General features: G+C 52.8%; 15 protein-coding genes. 5 read left to right on the forward strand and 10 right to left on the reverse strand.

Annotation, left to right across the window (positions count from 1 at the left end):
- Positions 1–108: 108 nt before the first annotated feature.
- The 4 genes from KTT_RS34035 to KTT_RS34050 form a co-directional block, all read right to left on the reverse strand.
- Positions 109–690: a YdeI/OmpD-associated family protein gene (locus KTT_RS34035; protein WP_126602440.1), complete on the reverse strand. Its 582-nt coding sequence runs from the start codon at positions 688–690 to the stop codon at positions 109–111.
- A 17-nt stretch (positions 691–707) separates the two neighbouring features.
- Positions 708–1,430, reverse strand: a complete 723-nt coding sequence (locus tag KTT_RS34040; protein WP_160146339.1) for a 3-keto-5-aminohexanoate cleavage protein — start codon at positions 1,428–1,430, stop codon at positions 708–710.
- A gap of 37 nt (positions 1,431–1,467) precedes the next feature.
- Complete coding sequence (locus KTT_RS34045) at positions 1,468–2,289, reverse strand: hypothetical protein (RefSeq protein WP_126602444.1); 822 nt, start codon at positions 2,287–2,289, stop codon at positions 1,468–1,470.
- Positions 2,290–3,305: 1,016 nt separating this feature from the next.
- Positions 3,306–3,797 (reverse strand): nitroreductase family deazaflavin-dependent oxidoreductase, encoded by a 492-nt coding sequence (locus tag KTT_RS34050; RefSeq protein WP_235845949.1) that lies wholly within the window; start codon positions 3,795–3,797, stop codon positions 3,306–3,308.
- Positions 3,798–4,161: 364 nt separating this feature from the next.
- On the opposite strand from KTT_RS34050, the gene KTT_RS34055 reads away from it, so the two are divergent.
- Positions 4,162–5,103, forward strand: coding sequence for a LysR family transcriptional regulator (locus KTT_RS34055; RefSeq protein ID WP_160146340.1), 942 nt, complete (start codon positions 4,162–4,164; stop codon positions 5,101–5,103).
- A gap of 188 nt (positions 5,104–5,291) precedes the next feature.
- Here the strand turns inward: KTT_RS34055 and KTT_RS34060 are convergent, their stop codons facing one another.
- Complete coding sequence (locus tag KTT_RS34060) at positions 5,292–6,656, reverse strand: phenylacetate--CoA ligase family protein (RefSeq protein ID WP_126602448.1); 1,365 nt, start codon at positions 6,654–6,656, stop codon at positions 5,292–5,294.
- Between the two features lie 310 nt (positions 6,657–6,966).
- Here KTT_RS34060 and KTT_RS34065 point away from each other — a divergent pair, with 310 nt between their 5' ends.
- The 4 genes from KTT_RS34065 (at position 6,967) to KTT_RS34080 (ending at position 12,627) form a co-directional block, all read left to right on the forward strand.
- Complete coding sequence (locus KTT_RS34065) at positions 6,967–8,094, forward strand: ParM/StbA family protein (protein WP_126602450.1); 1,128 nt, start codon at positions 6,967–6,969, stop codon at positions 8,092–8,094.
- A 34-nt stretch (positions 8,095–8,128) separates the two neighbouring features.
- Complete coding sequence (locus KTT_RS34070) at positions 8,129–8,614, forward strand: hypothetical protein (protein ID WP_126602452.1); 486 nt, start codon at positions 8,129–8,131, stop codon at positions 8,612–8,614.
- A gap of 802 nt (positions 8,615–9,416) precedes the next feature.
- The gene (locus KTT_RS34075) at positions 9,417–11,231 is read left to right on the forward strand and encodes an ABC transporter permease (RefSeq protein WP_126602454.1); all 1,815 of its coding nucleotides are present in this window, start codon (positions 9,417–9,419) and stop codon (positions 11,229–11,231) included.
- Between the two features lie 16 nt (positions 11,232–11,247).
- Positions 11,248–12,627 carry a nitrate/sulfonate/bicarbonate ABC transporter ATP-binding protein gene (locus tag KTT_RS34080; RefSeq protein ID WP_126602456.1) on the forward strand — a complete coding sequence of 460 codons (1,380 nt, stop codon included), beginning with the start codon at positions 11,248–11,250 and terminating at the stop codon, positions 12,625–12,627.
- Positions 12,628–12,718: 91 nt separating this feature from the next.
- Here KTT_RS34080 and KTT_RS34085 read toward each other — a convergent pair whose 3' ends face one another.
- The 5 genes from KTT_RS34085 to KTT_RS34105 all read right to left on the reverse strand — a co-directional run bounded on the left by KTT_RS34085 (position 12,719) and on the right by KTT_RS34105 (position 17,644).
- Positions 12,719–13,339 carry a GNAT family N-acetyltransferase gene (locus KTT_RS34085; protein ID WP_126602458.1) on the reverse strand — a complete coding sequence of 207 codons (621 nt, stop codon included), beginning with the start codon at positions 13,337–13,339 and terminating at the stop codon, positions 12,719–12,721.
- A gap of 8 nt (positions 13,340–13,347) precedes the next feature.
- The gene (locus KTT_RS34090; protein ID WP_126602460.1) at positions 13,348–13,869 is read right to left on the reverse strand and encodes a DinB family protein; all 522 of its coding nucleotides are present in this window, start codon (positions 13,867–13,869) and stop codon (positions 13,348–13,350) included.
- Between the two features lie 159 nt (positions 13,870–14,028).
- Positions 14,029–15,327, reverse strand: coding sequence for an RNA polymerase sigma factor (locus tag KTT_RS34095; protein ID WP_235845950.1), 1,299 nt, complete (start codon positions 15,325–15,327; stop codon positions 14,029–14,031).
- A 102-nt stretch (positions 15,328–15,429) separates the two neighbouring features.
- Complete coding sequence (locus tag KTT_RS34100; RefSeq protein ID WP_126602462.1) at positions 15,430–15,780, reverse strand: YciI family protein; 351 nt, start codon at positions 15,778–15,780, stop codon at positions 15,430–15,432.
- A gap of 889 nt (positions 15,781–16,669) precedes the next feature.
- Complete coding sequence (locus KTT_RS34105; RefSeq protein WP_126602464.1) at positions 16,670–17,644, reverse strand: tetratricopeptide repeat protein; 975 nt, start codon at positions 17,642–17,644, stop codon at positions 16,670–16,672.
- Between the last annotated feature and the right edge of the window lie 83 nt (positions 17,645–17,727).

Consider the following 17,727-nt stretch of genomic DNA (forward strand, 5'->3'; position numbering starts at 1 on the left):
TGTATGTGGAGCACTGCTATGGGGGGCGTTTACTGCTCAAACACAACAAAAACGTGCCGTTCCTTTGTCACCATGCTCTAACACGTTCGCCAATTTATGTTGGTAACACTATGGATAGATTTTTTCTTGATTTTCGAGCATCGCTATAAACTTCTGTATACGTGCGTTGCGCGTTTCAGCTTTTTTGGCGTTTTGGAGCCTGAATAGCATCGCATAGCGATTTCTGCTATTCAGCGTGTCAAAAAACTTACGCGCATCTGGATGCTTATCCAGTTCTTGTTGAAAGTCTTCAGGGATTGTGGCCTGGCTCTGTCCGGCATAGGCCTGGTCCCAACGTCCATCCGCTTTAGCAAGGTCCACCTGTTGTTGTCCCGCTGGCTGCATCCTGCCGGCCGCGATCAATTGCATGGCTTTATCGCAATTGATCTTCGACCAGATACTTCTGGGACGGCGCGGCGTAAATTTTTGTAGCCAGTATTGATTGTCAAGAGAGGCTTTCTGCCCGTCGATCCACCCGTAGCAGAGTGCACCCTCCAGGGCCTGAGCGTAGGTGATAGAAGGAATGCCAGCCTCTTTTTTAGCCAGCTTGAGCCAGACGCCTGGGCTGGCAGCTCCATGCTCATGGAGCCACGCCTCCCAGCCTTGCTGGTTTTCAAAGAAAACAGTCTCAATAACCTCTTTGTTCTTCATAACCCCATTATCCCTTATCAATGAATACCACAGATTGTTGCAGCCAGAGAAACGAGCTCGGCGTTGCCTTGGGCTCGCTGCCCATCTGGCAGGGTAAGCGTATCTTCGAGGCCGATGCGGGTATCATAGCCCAGCGAGCCGGCCATTTTGAGTATGTCCCAGGCGGCTGCATCTGCGCCATGCAATAGGCGCGGCCTCTGGATGCGTGCCTCGTCCAGAGCCGCGATCATCGCGGTGGTATTGGCCAGGGCGGCCTCGACCTCGCTTTCGGCGGGTTCGATCAGGATGCGCAGACATTGATCGGCCAGTCCCGATGCGTGCAGCAGCCTGACGTCGGCCGCTGTTGCCAGCCCCGCTTCTATGCCGATGCCGCGTGCCGCCAGCGCGTAGCAGAGTTCAACCGCGCCCGGCTCCGAGAAGTTGACCGAGGCGAAATCTGGCAACACGGTCCACTGCTGGACGCGCTGCAGGCGTAGCGCGATATCGGGCTCAATCCAGATGCCCGTGCTGACCCCGATGGGTATCCCGGGACAGCGTGTACGTATTGTCTGCAGCGCGTTCGCGATATCTTCAGCCTCCAGGGACTGACCGCCATCGACGCGGCGTGGATGAACATGGATCGCTCCCGCTCCTGCCGCGACCACCGCCTCCGTGTCCCGCGCCAGCTCTTCTGATGTTACCGGTAACGCCACGTGTTCTCCCACCTCGCGACTTCCATTCAGACAGGCTTTCAGCAGCAATTTTATCGCTCCTTTCTTCAGCAACGTTCGGCCATCATTACGCGGCTTGTTCTTTAGCTTCTGGAAATTTGCTGGTAAGTTGACGGTCGTACATTAGCAATACACCGCAGGCGATCACCGCTATAAATATAAACCAGTAGGCAATGATTAATAGTTGTACGCTCCCCTCAAAGACCCGCTCAATATAGGCGAAGATCCAGTAGAATACAAGCATCCTTCTTATGGTGAGCAGGATAGTGCTGAACTGGAATATATTGTTAGCCTCTGCTTTTTGAGGTTGTTTTTTTGCTGTGGATGACTGCTTCTGGGCCTTATTTTTAATTTTCTGATACCGAAGAAAAAAGGTGCTGGCTATAGTCAAACAGGCAGCGCCTGCGACGATGCCGAGCACAATTAGTGATGTGGGCCTGTTGATAAACGTTGTGAAGAGGAGAAGAATAGCGATAGCGCAGGCAGATATGCCGTCAAACATTTCAAGCCGGGTATATTCCTGTAGCAATTTTTTACCTGCCGCTCCAGTGGGTAATGGGGTCATCGCCGGGACCATCCTGATAAAAGGTTGCATAATTGCCAGGACGCCAAATAGCGCCCATCCCAGGATCAGGATCCATTTTGACCAGTGCAACTGTGAGACCACTATGGGAAGGGCAAATAATATGATAGTCGGCCAGAGTCCGATTAAAACACTTTTAAATTTCCAGCCTACCCAGCCCTTTTCCTGTGTCCTTTGGGCCAGTAATCCCTTATATTCAGCCTCAATTTCGCTTGCGTAATCGGCTGGCATCGATTGTCGTTGCTCATAGGCTATCTCCAGCGCCTGCTTATGCCAGCGGTTGTATAAGTGAGCGATCAATGCCATAAAAAGGAACATAAGGAATAGCATACAGATGGGTGCAATGATAGAGCTCTACAGATAGTGAACTGTTGCTATAAAGATCCAGGCTATGCCACCTGAGATCATAAATGTATTAAACTGGTAACTCATAGATACAACTATAATTGCTGTTCTTTTTAGCTTTCTATCCGATGGCTGCAGTCGCTCAGGCTCAATTGGATGTAGCATGATAGAGTGCAGATCCCATAAATTTATGTTTGCAATACATAACCCATAGAGCAACACTATGATGCCTTCCTGCTCCCAGCTTATACGTGTGAGCGATAGCACCACAAATGCTGCTAGCAGAATGGTGACGCTGATTACAAGCAGGTGTTGCCAGCGTAGATACGTGGTAGACTTTCTACGCAGTTTATATCTGTTGTAAACGTCCGTCCCTACCAGGCTACCATAGCAAATGAGGGTAATCGCTAGAAATGGTAGTACAAGTATGTTAGCCATTTTACCCATATCCGTTTTCTTCTATATCAAAATATTTATGTATTTCTAATGAAGGAAGCTTTTATAGCGAGATCAAATAAAAAGCATTCATATGGTGATTATACAATAAGCTCTTGTATTATGTCACCAACATGAAATGTCGTAGATACGGGTGATGATGAGTGGAATAATCTCCTTGTTCTATGGTTTGTTCGTCCCATGATGACATTCCAGGGGAATATCATCATGGGTATTCATCGGGCGTAAAGCCCGAAACTATGGAGGGGATATGTTTATGCGGGGCGGCGACCGATGACGCGGACGGCTTTGCCTCCGTTGCGCGGCAATCGGAGAGAAGTGGAGCTCTTACAGGCGCTGAAAGGCTTGTTGGAACACGCTTGATCCCTGTCATTGTATCTCAACCCTGGGTAAAAAAGGAGGGAGAACCGCCGCTTTGCCAGGCATCATAGATACGCTCCTTCGTTGTCTTTGCTGACCAACTAAAGCGTACCACAGTTCTCTGTCTTTTTCACCCATTAGCACAATGTAGATATGCTTGTCTAGATTCTTGTGAGGACAATCACGGGGAGCAGGCGGGTCGTGTGTGTCTGGTACTCGCCCATGCCTGGCTCTTTATTCGTGAAAATGGCGAACAGACGATCCCGTTCCTCGCCCTCGGTGATCCTGGCGTGTGCCTTGAAACGTTCCGTGCCCACTTCTAGTTCGACCTCGGGATGCGCCAGGATATTGTAGTACCAATCGGGATTGGTCGGCGCGCCGCCTTTGGAGGCGATAATTAGAATAGCGTCACCATACGGTACGTATCCCACTGGATTGATGCGCGGCTGCTGACTTTTTGCGCCGATGGTATGCAGCAGCAGTATATCGTGGCCGGTGAACTGGCCGCCGATCTTGCCGTCGCTAGCACGGAACTCCTGGATAACCGGCGGGTTCAGCATATCCATCTGCTTTTTGAATGCTGCTTTATTCTCCAGGTCATAGGTGTCCCGATTCGTGACATCCACGTCGTTACGCTCATGAAGGTTACTCATAGATAGGTTCTCCTTTTTATATAGATATTGGTGTATGCGAGAATGAAGCAGGATCGCCACCTTTGTTGACCAGGCTCCACTGATGCAATGGTGCGTTGTTATAGCGTTGTATCTATCATCATGCCATGCAACCACTTACGCGCAGCCGCATGGCCTGCCATCGGCAAGCCTTCTCTACTGAGCTTTTCGTCCTGCAACTCGGTGATGGCGAGAGCCACGCGTAAGCAGCGTTGACGATTGCACGGTGCTTGTTGACAACTGTGCCGAGGACAGGAAAAAGATGTCGATCTTGCTTTGCCCTTTGACTATACTGCTATACTAAGTTTATGTCCAATACTTATTTTTTCTTATGGTGAGAACGTTTATGCATAATGATCAGTTGGAATTGCGCCATGTGCGCGCCTTTATGGCGGTGAGCCAGGAGCTGCACTTCAGGCGCGCGGCCGAGAAGCTCTATATCGCGCAGCCTGCGTTGAGTCAGCAGATTCTACAGTTGGAACGCATTCTGGGCGTGCGTCTGTTCGAGCGCAATCATCACGGGGTACGCCTGACGAGTGCAGGTGAACTGTTTGTGCAGGATGCCGCCCGCATCCTTGAGCAGGTGGATCTGTCTCTTATGCATATGCAGCAGGCACAAAGCGGCCAGTGGGGACGCCTGGAGATTGGCTTTGTCAATGCCGAGGTCGCGACGATGAATATTATTCCGGAGGTGCTGACGAGTTATCGTAGGCACTTTCCAGAGGTGACGGTGCAGCTCAAAGAGATGTATCTACAGGAGCAGTTGCAGTCCTTAAAAGAGCAGCGTATCCAGGCGGGTTTCGCCGCCACCTTTGAGGATCTGCCAGCGGAATTTGACGCGGAAGTGCTGCAGCACGTGCCTTTCGTGGCTGTTTGCTCTGAACGGCACCACTTTGCGCACCGGTCAGCGGTCGCGCTCGCTGATGTAATCGAGGAGCCGTTCTTTTTTTGTCCGCGCGACTCTGATAGCGGGGTGCTCTATGAGCGGATCGAGCGCATCTGTGGACGGAGTCCGCGTGTGCAGCAGGAGGTTTCCGAGATCCATATTTTGCTGGGCCTGGTGGCGGCGGACCTGGGAGTCTCGCTGGTGGCGTCGTCAGCGATGGGACTATCTGTGCCGGGCGTGGTGTATCTTCCGCTGTCCGATCTCGATCACAATCTCGCGTTCCGGACAGTGCTGCTCTGGCGACGGGACGCGCGCTCTCCACTCCTACAAGGATTTCTTGCCGTAGCACGCGAGGTCTTCGCGCAGCGCAAAAAAGAGCTGCTGACCTGCAAAACAGCATAAGTTGCATATAATGATTATTCAATAAGCTCTTACATTATATCATCAACATGAAATACCGTAGATGCGGGCGATAATGTGATGAATATAACCTTGTTCTATGGTTTTGCGTCCCCCATGATGATATTCCTGAGAAATCATCATGGGGACGTTAATCGGGTGTGAAGCCTGAAGCTATGGAGGGGATATATTTATGTGGGACGGCGATCGATGACGCGGACGGCTTTGCCTTCACTGCGTGGCAGGGTACCCGGCGGTTGGACCTGGACGGCGATGTGTAAGTGGAGCTGTGCTGAAAGCGCTTCAGAAACGCGTCTCTGTAACCGCTGGACCTGTTCGTTATTCATCCAGTCTCCGTTGTTGATCTCCTGTCCATCAATGGGTGGCTGCCTGTTTGCTGCTATTTCGGCCTGGACTGTGAGGGTATCCAGTGTGCGTTCGCGATCGACCAGGATTTGATAATAGGGAGCCAGCTCTGAAAAGCCGAAGAGGATGCGTTCGATCTCTGCTGGAAAGACATTGATGCCGCGAATGATCAACATGTCGTCGACGCGCCCTTTGATCTGGCTCATGCGCACCAGGGTACGACCACAGGCACAGGGATCGGTGCTGAGCGTACAGAGATCCCCGGTGCGATAGCGCAGCAGCGGCATACCTTCTTTGGTGATGGTGGTAAAGACGAGCTCTCCTTCTGTGCCATACGGTAGAGCCTCGCCAGTTACTGGATCAATAATCTCGGGCAGGAAATGGTCTTCGAAAATATGCAGGCTACGGCCATTCTGTTTGCTCTGGTGGCCCTGTATGCATTCCATAGCCACACCGGGACCAATGACCTCGCTGAGCCCATAGATATCCAGGGCTTGCAGACCAAGTTTGTCCTCTATCTGCTGGCACAGCGCGTCAGTCCAGGGCTCCGCTCCGAAGATGCCACACCTTAAGTTCAGGTCCTGTATAGACAGGCCCAGCGCGGATAGAGTTTCGGCCAATGTCAGGGCGTATGAGGGGGTACAGCAGAGGGCGGTCGGCTGGAGATCTTTCAAAAAGGTGACCTGGCGCTGCGTGTTGCCGCTGGACATGGGAACTATCGTCACGCCCAGGTACTCACCCCCATAGTGGAGTCCCAGGCCACCGGTGAAGAGCCCATAACCATAGGCATTATGCAACATATCACCTGGCTGCAGGCCGGCGCAGGCCAGTGAGCGAGCGCAAACCTCGCCCCAGATATCAATGTCGTGCTGCGTATAGCCGACGATCTTCGCTTTGCCTCGCGTCCCCGATGAAGCATGTACGCGGCTTAACTGCTCACGCGGCACAGAGAGCAATCCCAGGGGATAGTGTTCGATCAGGTCATAGCGGGTGGTAAATGGCAATCTGTGCAGGTCGGCCAGGCTGGTGATCTGAGAAGGGTGAATTTGCAAGCCATCCATGGCTTGCCGGTAGAAAGGAACCGACGTATAGACACGTTGAACGGTATGCTGAAGTCGTCTGAGCTGTAACTGCTGGCGCTCTTCGATGGGCAGGAAATCGCGCGCAGCCACCTCTTTATTCCATGCCATGAGAACTTCTCCATTCTCCGCCGCAGCGGTGCGGCGAAACGGCGCTACTTTTTAGCAGACGTTACCTACTGTTTGTAATAAACAAAGCGGGCATAAAAGTCAAGCATATAGATGCCCGCTCGGTTGCAATCTATATGGCGGTGGTGCTCTTAAATTCAAATCGGAGCTTGACATAAGTACCATAAGCATGAGAAAAGTTATTCGCATAGGCGTTTATCGTTGCAAAATAGAAATGTCTATTTTAGGCAACGGATTCGTATCGCAAATTTTTTATTCAATATCCAGGAAGTACAGAAGAGAGTTCGAAATCATGAAATGGTATCCTTATGGGCATGATTTTGGTAATGCCGAGATAGGTGGTGTGACCGTCATCAATGGCAAGACGGTCTCACTTAGCATACCGACAGCCTTCGCCAAGGTTGATACGATCGCTTTGCGTAACCTTGGTGTAAATGTCGAGCAATCAAACGTTCACGTAATGCAGTTAGAGGATGAAGAGGCGGCCTATGCGATCGGTGATCTGGCCTTGCAGCAGTCGATCGACGCCTATCATGGACGCGGTGATATCCAGCGTTACGCCAGTCGCTTTAGCCTGCGCAGCTTACTCACCGTAGCTGCCACGCTGATTCCTGATGATGAGTTTGGTATCTACGTCGTTACGGGTCTGCCAGCGGAAACATATATTAAAAACGCTGCCTTACGCCTGGCCATCAAAGAGGCGCTGGATGGGACATATACCTTTACACTCAATGATGAGAAGACCCCTCGCCGCGTGACCATTGAAGTGGCGACCGTGGTGATGGAAGGTGCCGGCGCATTGATCGCCTATAACGATCGTTCTACCAACAAGATGACCGAGAGCGCGGTGATCGACATCGGTGGTCGTACCACTGATCTGTATGTGGCACGTGGACAGGTGCCCGTGGTTGAGTATTGTAAGGGTAAACCGGTGGGTGTTGAGACGGCTACTCAGATGATGATGGACTCATTTGAGAACAAGTATGATCGTCCCCTTTCATTGCTGGAGGCGCGCGAAATTATGCACGCATACGCGGCCCAGTCTCAGGGTGAGCTTGCTCGCTATCCAGAGATCGCTTCGTATGGACAGACGATTGGGAACTATGAACTGGAGAAACTGGTCAAAGAGGCGGTGGCCCAGGTTGGTAGCGAGATCGTCTCCTTCGTGGCCTCTGCCTGGCGACAGAGTGACCGCGACGCGGTTGCCGCCAGCTTCAAGCCGGTCCTGAATATTGGTGGCGGTGTCTTCTATTTCTACAACTTCCTCAAGAAGCGCATCCCCCACCTGTCCCGGCCCGATGATCCGGTTCATGCCAACTGTATCGGTTACTGTACCCTGGCCGGCCGTCTGTTGATCCGCAAGGTGCAGAGCGGCAGTACGACCAACAATGGCAGCGCAACTTCAATCCGTATATTTTAATCTAGGAATGTAAGCTAGTAGGAAGAGAAATCGTATGTCGCAATCTTCATCAGATAAATTTCTGCATTTCACAGTTGGTCTGTTGAAGGACTCTGAAGCATTGGAGTCGTTACGGCAGGATGCCGTGAAACACCATATGATTGATAACCCGGGGCAGCTAATCGCCTTACGTCTGACCGAGTACTATGAGATGATGAACAAAGGGATTGTCCAACCTGTTGTCAGTGTGCCTGCGGTAATGACGCCAGTTGCATCCGAGGTAAAACCACAGTCGGAAGCGGACGCGCAGGTGCCGTCGTATAAACCCGCACCTGTACAGCCAGCCCAGCAGCCCGTTCAATCGTATCAACAGTCGGCCAGACCTGCTCCTATGCCAGCTTATGAGAGTGGACCGGTTGTACGCCAGCCAACCGGTCGCATGCGTGCGATCGTGCAAAATGGAGGTGAAAACGTGGTTTCCACCTCCTCAAACGCTGACCAGAACGCCGACGACGCCGCCGATTACTGGTCCTTGCTCTAAGCCTAAATGGAAAAGCGGGCGCGAGGCCCGAAGCTTTCGCACCTGTGGTGCTCACGAGACTATGGTGTGTTTGGCGCATGGGGGCGCATCCGCGCCCCCATGCGCCAAACACATAAAACCGGCGCGGCCGCGCAGCGGGGGCGCGCACGTGCCCCAGTAAGACAAGAGTAAGGCACATGCTCACAAATATATCTGTGCCAAATAAGCTTGACAAGAGCGAATTGAGGAGGGTATAGTTTCCATGAAAACCGTATATTTATTGTTCTACCATAAAAAGGAAGGTATGTTCACTATGGACGAGGGCCCCGGTAGTCCTTTCCAACCATGTTCAAAAAGGTGTGTCTCTTCTGACACAATCAAGAGTGAGATGTATAGGAGTGGGATGAGCGAATCCCTTTGCTCTGTGGCCGACCTGTCACGGGAGGAGTATGCGTTGCGCATGTAATGCATAGGTGCCTTTGCCGTGAGTTCAAGTTGTGCCACCTTCGACGGTGGTTTTTTTGTGCCCTCTTTTCTGGAGAAAAGCGCACAATGGTCGCAGGGTATCTCCCTACATCACAAAGTTTCATCTGCCAAAGACGGAAAGAGAAGGTTTCTGGCATGAATGCCGACCCTGAACAACGATGCAACGTTGTTTATCTTTTAATATCGTTACATCGGGCAGCGCGAGTGATAACCCTGCAAGACCTGGATGGCGTGTGCGACTGTGTACAATTGCGCCAGCTACTTTGATCCGGGTTCCTGGAGTATGCTCCTCTATGCTGTCTGATGAAAACAAGGACGTATAGATGGAGGTACTGAGATGGCTCAGGTTTACATCCCCGAGAGCGTACAGGAGCGTGAGCAGCTCCAGGGTGGTTCGAGCACGCCCAGGCAGAACCGTCCACCACGCGAGGAGCCGCGCAAAAGGCTGGGCTTCATCGATCTGGGTATCGCGCTGGTCCTGATCGCGACCGTTTCTCTGATTATCGTGGCCGCTTCACGTTGGACCGCTCCGCTGAATCCAGCCATACAGATAAATCTTTCGCCGACCGTACTCCCGGTCTATGCCGGCTATTCTTTTCTACGCATGCTGCTGGCCTATATCTTATCGCTGATCTTTACTTTCATTTATGGGCATATCGCGGCCACCAATAAGCGTGCCAATACGGTAATGGTGCCTCTGCTAGATATACTACAAAGTATTCCCATTTTATCCTTTTTGCCAGGTGTGGTGCTGGCGCTGGTGGGACTGTTCCCGCATGCAAATATCGGTCTGGAGCTGGCCAGCGTGGTGCTGATCTTTACCAGCCAGGCCTGGAATATGACCTTTAGCTATTATCATTCAGCGCGTACCCTGCCTAAGGATCTGAAAGAGTTTTCATCGATCGCTCGCCTGCGACCCTGGCAGCGCTTCTTCAAATTAGAGGTGCCCGCCTCAATGATTGGTTTGATCTGGAATAGCATGATGAGCTGGGCGGGTGGCTGGTTCTTCTTGATGGCGTCGGAGCAGCTTGTCCTGGGTTCGCGCTCGTTTCAATTGCCGGGCCTGGGCTCTTACCTGCAGACGGCCGCCAATAAGGGCAATGCGCTCGCTTTAATCCTGGGGCTTATTACTTTGATCGCTTTAATTATTCTGATGGATTTTTTCTTCTGGCGTCCCCTGGTGGCCTGGGCGGATCGCTTTAAGCTTGAGATGAATAGCGAGGGTGATGCTCCGACGTCTCCGGTGCTCAATATCCTGCGCCGTTCGGCCCTGGTAGGTGCGCTCAACCAGCGTCTCTTCCGACCAATTGGCTCTGTGATTGCTGGTATCCTGAATCGGCTGCAGCCATTGCAGGTCGCGACCGGTTTGGCCAGCACAGATAAAGAGGGTCAGCGCCGCTTTACCGTGGGTGGTCTGCTCAAGATCGTGCTATTGGCGGCCTTGCTGGTGGGAGTGCTGGCTGGCCTGTGGTTTATGCTGCTTTTGTTGCGCAACGTCTCGTTCGCCATGTGGGGACAGCTTGTGCTGGCAGCCGGGGCGACCTTCCTGCGTACCTTGATCGCGTTGTTGGTCGGCCTGGCCTGGACGATTCCCGTAGGGGTAGCCATCGGGCTCTCGCCGAAATGGTCGCGACGTCTACAGCCGGTGGTGCAGGTGGTGGCATCGATCCCCGCCACCGCGCTGTTCCCGATCTTGCTGGTGGCTCTGGTGGGACTGCCGGGAGGACTCTCACTGGCTGCTATTCTGCTGATGTTGCTGGGCACGCAATGGTACATGCTCTTTAATATTATCGCCGGCGCCATGTCTATCCCGAGCGATTTGAAAGAGGCGACCACCATCTATCACGTCACGCGCTGGCGTCGCTGGCGCACCTTGATTCTGCCGGCGATTTTTCCTTACCTGGTGACGGGGATGCTCACCGCCAGCGGTGGCGCCTGGAACGCCAGTGTGGTCTCTGAATATGTGACGTTCAATGGCAAGACCGTGAGCACTTTTGGACTGGGCTCGGTCATCGCAGCTTCGGGTGCCGATGGCAATTTTTCATTGCTGCTGGCAGGTACTCTGCTGATGGCTGCCGTCGTCATATTGATTAATCGCTTGCTTTGGAAGCGCCTCTATGGGCTGACCGAGCGTCGCTATACATTGGGTTAAAGAGGAGGGATGAATCATGGTCAATTTCAACATTCATGCTGGCGAAACATTGCTGGAGGCGCGCAACGTCAAAAAGATCTATGATATGGACGGCAAGCGTCCCCGTGGCGTCAATCCTCCCGTGGTCCTGGACGACATCGATCTCAAGATCAACGCGGGCGAGTTCGTTGCTTTACTGGGTCCCTCGGGTTCGGGTAAATCGACCTTGCTGCGTATCCTGGCGGGTCTGCTGCGACCAACTGAGGGACAGGTCCTCTTTAAAGGGATGCCGCAGCACGGACCCAATCCACATCTGTCAATCGTCTTTCAGACCTTTGCCCTCTTCCCCTGGCTTACCGTACTGCAGAACGTCGAACTGGGCCTGGAGGCACAGGAGGTGCCGCCCACGCAGCGCATGCGCCGCTCGCTGGCCGCTATTGATACCATCGGCCTGGACGGCTTTGAAGATGCCTATCCCAAGGAGCTTTCGGGTGGTATGCGTCAGCGCGTTGGCTTTGCCCGCGCTCTGGTTGTTGAGCCTGAGTTGCTCTTCATGGACGAGCCGTTTAGCGCTTTGGACGTTTTGACGGCCGCCAATCTGCGCAAAGAGCTCTTGAGTCTGTGGCGCGAGCATAAGATTCCGACGCGCGCCATCCTGATGGTAACCCATAATATCGACGATGCCGTGTTGATGGCCGATCGCATCGTGGTGCTGGGAGCCAATCCGGGCATCATCCGCGTCGAGCTGCCGGGTCTGCCTATCGAGCAGCGGGATGCTAACAACACTAATTATACAAAGATGGTGGACCTGATCTATCGCATTATGACCAGCCCGCGCGCGGACATCTCGACGCTGATGCCTCAAGAGAAGAAGGTGGCGACGAGTGGCAAGCTGGCTCCGGTCAGGACACAGCCCTACCAGGTCCTGCCGCACGTGGCGATCAGCGACGTCACCGGGTTAATCGAGTTAGTACATGCTAAAGGGGGCCGTGAAGACCTTTATCAGCTGGGCCGTGATCTGCAATTGGAGGTAGATGATCTGCTGCCATTGGTTGATGCGGCCCATATCCTGGGCTTCGCCGAGGCCCGGGAAGGTGATCTTATCCTGACCGAGACTGGCAAGCGCTTCGCCGAGGCGGGCGTACTGGAGGAGAAGGATCTTTTCCGCCAGCAGGCGATCAAAAACGTTACCATGCTCAGGCATATTGTGCGCGACCTGGCGCGCGAACCCGGTCATACTCTGCCAGAGGAGCGTTTCCTGAGCGAGCTGCATGAGCACTTCAGTGATGATGAGTCCTGGTCACAACTGGAGACCGCCATTAACTGGGGACGCTATGCCGAGCTCTTCTCCTATCAAGAGGAGCGCGGTGTCTTCCGCCTGGAGGAGCCAGAAACCGTCGCCGCCCTCGTCTCCTGATGTGAGGGCATCTATGCAGATTAGCGCGAGCCGGTAGAGATTTCTGCTGGCTCGCTTGCCTGATGCCTGTCTATTCGAATAAGCAGGCGATTTATGAACGCATCTCATCGGGGACCATGACCTTGCTCAGGACCGGACTGACAAATTCGGTTGAGAGGCAGTCCATATAGACGATATCCCAGAACTTGCCACCCATGAATTTGGCCTGACGGCGTCGTCCTACTTCGCGAAAGCCCGCCTTCTTGTAGGCAGCCTGGGCGGCTAGATTATACTCCCAGGTATACAATCCAACGTTGTGCAGGCCCAGGCCGGTGAAGGCATAATCCAGCATCAAGCGCGTCGCCTCGGTACCGAAGCCACGTCCCCGGTAGTTGGCCTCACCGATCTCAATTCCAAATTCGGCCCGGCGATCCCGATGGCTGATCTCAGCCAGGTCTACTCTTCCAATGGGGATGAGCGTTGCCCGCTCATAGACGGTGAAGTGGACCTCGGTGCGACGCTTCTCATTCTCCACGTCACCCTCAAAAAAAGCCAGATTCTCTTCAAAGGTGCTGGGCCGAGGAATATGCAATGTGCGCAGGACATTGAAATCATTGGCCCAGCGATAGAAGAGCGGCACCTGGTCGCGCCGGATGGGGCCCAGTGCCACTTTCTCGCTCTCGATATTAATAATCGGCCGTTCTGCCGCCTGCTGTTCTTGTGAGCTATCCATGCCCTTCATTAGCTCCTCTTCTCTTCATTATACTTATTCCCTGGTGTCTCCAGCATCGTTCGTATCTCCGTAATGTGTTCCAACGCGTGCGTGGCCTGAATCTGCACTATCAGGGCGACGGTGGCCTTCTCAAATTTTGGCATATCCTGATTTTTGAACATAATATAGCGCTCCCAGGCATCGGGAGGCAGATGGCGGAGTAGTTGAGTGATATGGCCGCGTGTAGCCCGGAATAGTGCTAGCGCGGGTTCAATGGAGCGTCCTGAGTAATCCAGAGGAATGAAGCAGGCGTTGTCGGTGGTATACCAATCGTGGGTATAGTGAACGCCTGAAGCGGCCAGGGCTGCCTTGATCGCCATCGCCCATAGATCGTCGCCATCCGAGATATGATGCACGATCTGGCGGATGGTCCATCCGCCAGGTGAGTGCGCAACATCGAGATTGGCATTAGGATGTTCAGAGAGAAGGGCATCGAGTTCACGTGGTCCCCGCTCGTACTGTGCTAATAGTTCTTGCGTATCGATATTCATTTCTGGTGTCCCTCCATTGATATGTTGCGTATCCTATTGTAACATATCTCCTTTGTATAAAATAAGAGGAAAAAATTAATAGAGAACATTAATATATTTGATTTAAGTATGATACCATGAAAAATGCAAAAATAGACGTTGATTTATGTTTGTACGGATTTATGAGACTGGCAATTCGGCCAGTCGGCGCTTGAGGAATGCCTGCTCGACGGTGTTCTGGGTCAGAGATAGAGCTTGCTGGTAGGATTCCCTTGCTGCCCGGTATTGCTGGTCGCGGCGCAGCAGATCGGCGCGTGCGGCGTGGAAGAGGTAGTAGTGTTGCATGTTGACGTTTTCCATCTCGGCAAGCAGTTCGAGTCCGCGCGCGGGTGTGCTGGCCATGGCTACCGCGACCACCCAGTTGAGCCAGATCACAGGCGAGTTTTGATGCCTGGTCAGAGCACTATATAAGAGAGAGATCTGCAACCAGTCGGTTTCTTCCGTGCTGGTTGCCTGTGAATGTAGCGCGCTAATCGCCGCCTGGATCTGATAGGGTCCAGGTTTGTGGGCTTGCATGGCCTGGTCCAGGATCGCCATCCCTTCCTGTATCTGCTGCTGATTCCACAAACTGCGGTTCTGTTCCTCAAGGGTGATTAGCTCGCCCTCGGGACCAATCCTGGCATCTTTCCGCGCGTCATGAATCAGCATGAGCGCCAGCAGCCCGAGGGCTTCAGCCTGTTCGGCCGGTGAAACGGCCTGCTGTAGCAAGAGCGCTAGCGCCCGGCCGAGCCGAATGGCTTCGGCACACAATTCGTTGCGCAGCAGGTTCTCCCCCTGACTTGAGATGTAGCCCGCGTTGAAGATGAGATAGAGCACCAGCAGCACTCCCTGGAGGCGTTCGGAGAGTTGATGCGCGGCGGGCACCGAATAGGGGATACCGGCGTTGCGGATCTTTCGCTTGGCGCGCACCAGGCGCTGGGCCATCGTGGTCTCGCTGACCAGAAATGCGCGGGCGATTTCAGCGGTTGAGAGTCCGCCCAGAGTCTGCAGGGTCAGGGCTACCTGCGCATCCTGATTCAGGGCGGGATGGCAACAGGTAAAGATTAGCTTCAAACGGTCGTCAGAAAAGACCTCGTCTTCCGCGAATGGAGCAGCATTTTCTCTGAGTGTCTCCAGCAACTGTAGCTCGGTCTGCTTCTGTACGAGGACCTGGGCACGTCTCAGGCGATCGATGGCTTTGCGTTGAGCTGTGACGAGCAGCCAGCCAGCGGGATTCTTTGGCAATCCCTCGCCTGGCCAGTGCTCGATGGCGCTTAAGAAGGCTTCCTGCAGCACATCTTCGGCCAGCTCAAAATCGCGCAGGCGGCTGATCAAGGCTGCCCGTACCCGTCCCCCCTCCTCGCGGAAGAGTTGATCCAGTTGCCGATCTAGATCAAGCCTGCTCATTGCATCATTCACCAGCAAGGTGCTCCTGCTCAATGTATGTTCTCCTCTATCTATCGCTGATAGTGTACCTGAAAATGGACCACTGTGCCAGAAATCCAGCGCAGTGGTCCATTTTCGTGTTGCCTTTTGGAATGCTTAATCCCACTCAACCACCGGGCGGATCTCGATCGAGCCGCTGGTGGCGCCGGGAATTTTGGCGGCGATAGCGATGGCCTCATCCAGGTTTTCGGCCTTGACCAGATAGAAGCCGCCCAGCTGCTCTTTGGTCTCGGCGAAAGGGCCATCGGTCGTCAGTACTTTGCCGTCGCGCACCCGCACTGTGGTGGCGGTATTGACAGGATGCAGCGCCTCGCCTGACAGATGGGCGCCGCTCTTCTGAATCATCTCTGTAAAATCGTTGTAGGCCGTCATCTCAGCCTGCATCTGCTCCGGGCTCATTTTCGCTGCCTCTGCCTCATTGCCGTAGATCAACAGTAAGTAACGCATATTTGTCAAACTCCTTTTCGTAACGTGAATCAACCGCTTTTCGCGATCAAGCCAGCGTCATTCGCTGGTTTCATGAGGATGACGAATGGCTTATGCCGGAATCGACAGTTTTCACAACGAAATTTGGTGGATGAAAAAATTGAATGACTCTGGTTGCCTATGAATGACTTATGTTTCTTCCTGGAGAGCAAGCACGCGACCACAAATGTACCTGTGCCTTTATAGAAAGCGCTCGTACCTTATCTGGATAAAGAGCATAATACTCGAAATGAACATGATTAAGGTGCCGATGACATACATAGCAAAGACGGCAGAGAGCTGAAGAATGCTGTCGTCCCATGTTTTCTGAGATATGACGCTAGAATGGTAGGTAAGGATTTCGTTGCTGAAGATGAGTACATACAATATATTGACGAAGCTGATCAGTAGAGCTAGAGACGCCAATGCTCGACTCTGACCAAGAAATTTCATCGGCTTTGAACTGACAAAAAGATATATAATGAGCCCGATCACTCCTATAATGGCCAGTATATCAAGAAAAAGGATTGATTGCTGTAGCATGTTGCCTCTAACTATATACTCCTGGTAGGAGGAATTCCCAAATGGTATATTTCCTGAAGTATCTCCCGGAAATACTCTGATACCGAGTGGTAGATAGAATGAAGGGATCACTAGGAAAGCGCCAATGCTAAATAAAATATAATATAAGGCGCATGATATGATTGGCTGAACTTCTTGTATTTGATAACGTGGTGTGGACATACGATGACGGCCTCCTGCTATAATGGAAGGAAGTTCTCCCATATGTGGTTTTGAGCGCAGAGCACTCACTCTTCTTCATGAAGAGCGAGTGCATTATATACTATTTGTGATGAACCTGTACACAAATTCAGCTATTGGGCATACGAGATTGGATCTGGGCCAGGCTATCCTGTGCCGCCGCGATGGCGAAAGCGATATGTGTTTCCCGGGCCAGCCGGTATGCTGTTTCAAAGCTTGCTCTGGCCTCCTCCAATGCCTCTTTCTGTAGTTGAATCTGCCCCATCGTGAGCAGGCCGTTGATAATCGCGCTACTCAATCTCATCTTTTCCGCCAGTTGTTGGCCCTGCTGGCAGTATTCGAGGGCCGCGTCTAGCTCATGGCGCAGTGTATAGATATCGCTGACCAGGAAGTAGGCCGGGGGGAGCGCACGCTTGAAGCCGATCTCGGAGCGCAGGTGTAACGATTCCAGTGCATAGCGCAGGGCCAGATCGGTATCTTGCTGCATTGCCAGGCCAGCCAGATGCCGGGTCGCCTCAGACATGATCCATTTGTGGTTGTGTTCGCGCGCTATCTTCAGTGCCTGTTGGTAGTGGGACTCGGCACTTTTTTCGTCCTCTTCGCGTTCATATGTCAGACCCATGTAGAAGAGGGTCTGAGCTATGCCCTCTGTGTCCTCCAGTGTTGTATAAAGTTTATTGGCTTGCTGCAGTGTAGACCTGGCTTCTCTGTAATCCTGGAGGCCTTTATGCATGTTCTGGTAGTAGTTCATCTGGCCTCGCAAGTAGAGCGCTGTAGCCTGCTGTCGCTGATCGTGACTCTTACTGGCTGCTGCTTGCGCCCGGTCAATACTGGTAAGCACCATCTCCTCATCCTGATTGGTGAGGAAGTAGTTGGCGATCAGGAACTCAGCGTACCTGAGCAGGAATTGAGCCTGGCTGAGAGCGGTTATTTCTGGAAAGTCCAGCAGCTGTGATCCCCATTCAAAGAGCCTCATAGCATCATCAAGTTGACCCTGATAGTAGTAGCTCCAGGCTATCTCACCAAGCGCATGCAGTGAGCTGGTATAGTTTGCTGTGATCTCTTCTATTGATAGAGCCATCATTTCCCCTTCTTTCTTTATCCGCCAGTTAGCGTTGTTGATGTGATGACAGTACAGTATCGCTGGCAGAAGGGAAAAACATCACC

Source organism: Dictyobacter aurantiacus (assembly GCF_003967515.1).
In the GTDB taxonomy this organism is placed as follows: domain Bacteria; phylum Chloroflexota; class Ktedonobacteria; order Ktedonobacterales; family Ktedonobacteraceae; genus Dictyobacter; species Dictyobacter aurantiacus.

Coding starts and splice junctions, on each gene's coding strand:
- KTT_RS34035 (WP_126602440.1), bottom strand. CDS start 690: ATGAAGAACAAAGAGGTTATTGAGACTGTTTTCTTTGAAAACCAGCAA.
- KTT_RS34045 (WP_126602444.1), bottom strand. CDS start 2,289: ATGGCATTGATCGCTCACTTATACAACCGCTGGCATAAGCAGGCGCTG.
- KTT_RS34050 (WP_235845949.1), bottom strand. CDS start 3,797: ATGAGTAACCTTCATGAGCGTAACGACGTGGATGTCACGAATCGGGAC.
- KTT_RS34055 (WP_160146340.1), top strand. CDS start 4,162: ATGCATAATGATCAGTTGGAATTGCGCCATGTGCGCGCCTTTATGGCG.
- KTT_RS34060 (WP_126602448.1), bottom strand. CDS start 6,656: ATGGCATGGAATAAAGAGGTGGCTGCGCGCGATTTCCTGCCCATCGAA.
- KTT_RS34065 (WP_126602450.1), top strand. CDS start 6,967: ATGAAATGGTATCCTTATGGGCATGATTTTGGTAATGCCGAGATAGGT.
- KTT_RS34070 (WP_126602452.1), top strand. CDS start 8,129: ATGTCGCAATCTTCATCAGATAAATTTCTGCATTTCACAGTTGGTCTG.
- KTT_RS34075 (WP_126602454.1), top strand. CDS start 9,417: ATGGCTCAGGTTTACATCCCCGAGAGCGTACAGGAGCGTGAGCAGCTC.
- KTT_RS34080 (WP_126602456.1), top strand. CDS start 11,248: ATGGTCAATTTCAACATTCATGCTGGCGAAACATTGCTGGAGGCGCGC.
- KTT_RS34085 (WP_126602458.1), bottom strand. CDS start 13,339: ATGGATAGCTCACAAGAACAGCAGGCGGCAGAACGGCCGATTATTAAT.
- KTT_RS34090 (WP_126602460.1), bottom strand. CDS start 13,869: ATGAATATCGATACGCAAGAACTATTAGCACAGTACGAGCGGGGACCA.
- KTT_RS34100 (WP_126602462.1), bottom strand. CDS start 15,780: ATGCGTTACTTACTGTTGATCTACGGCAATGAGGCAGAGGCAGCGAAA.
- KTT_RS34105 (WP_126602464.1), bottom strand. CDS start 17,644: ATGATGGCTCTATCAATAGAAGAGATCACAGCAAACTATACCAGCTCA.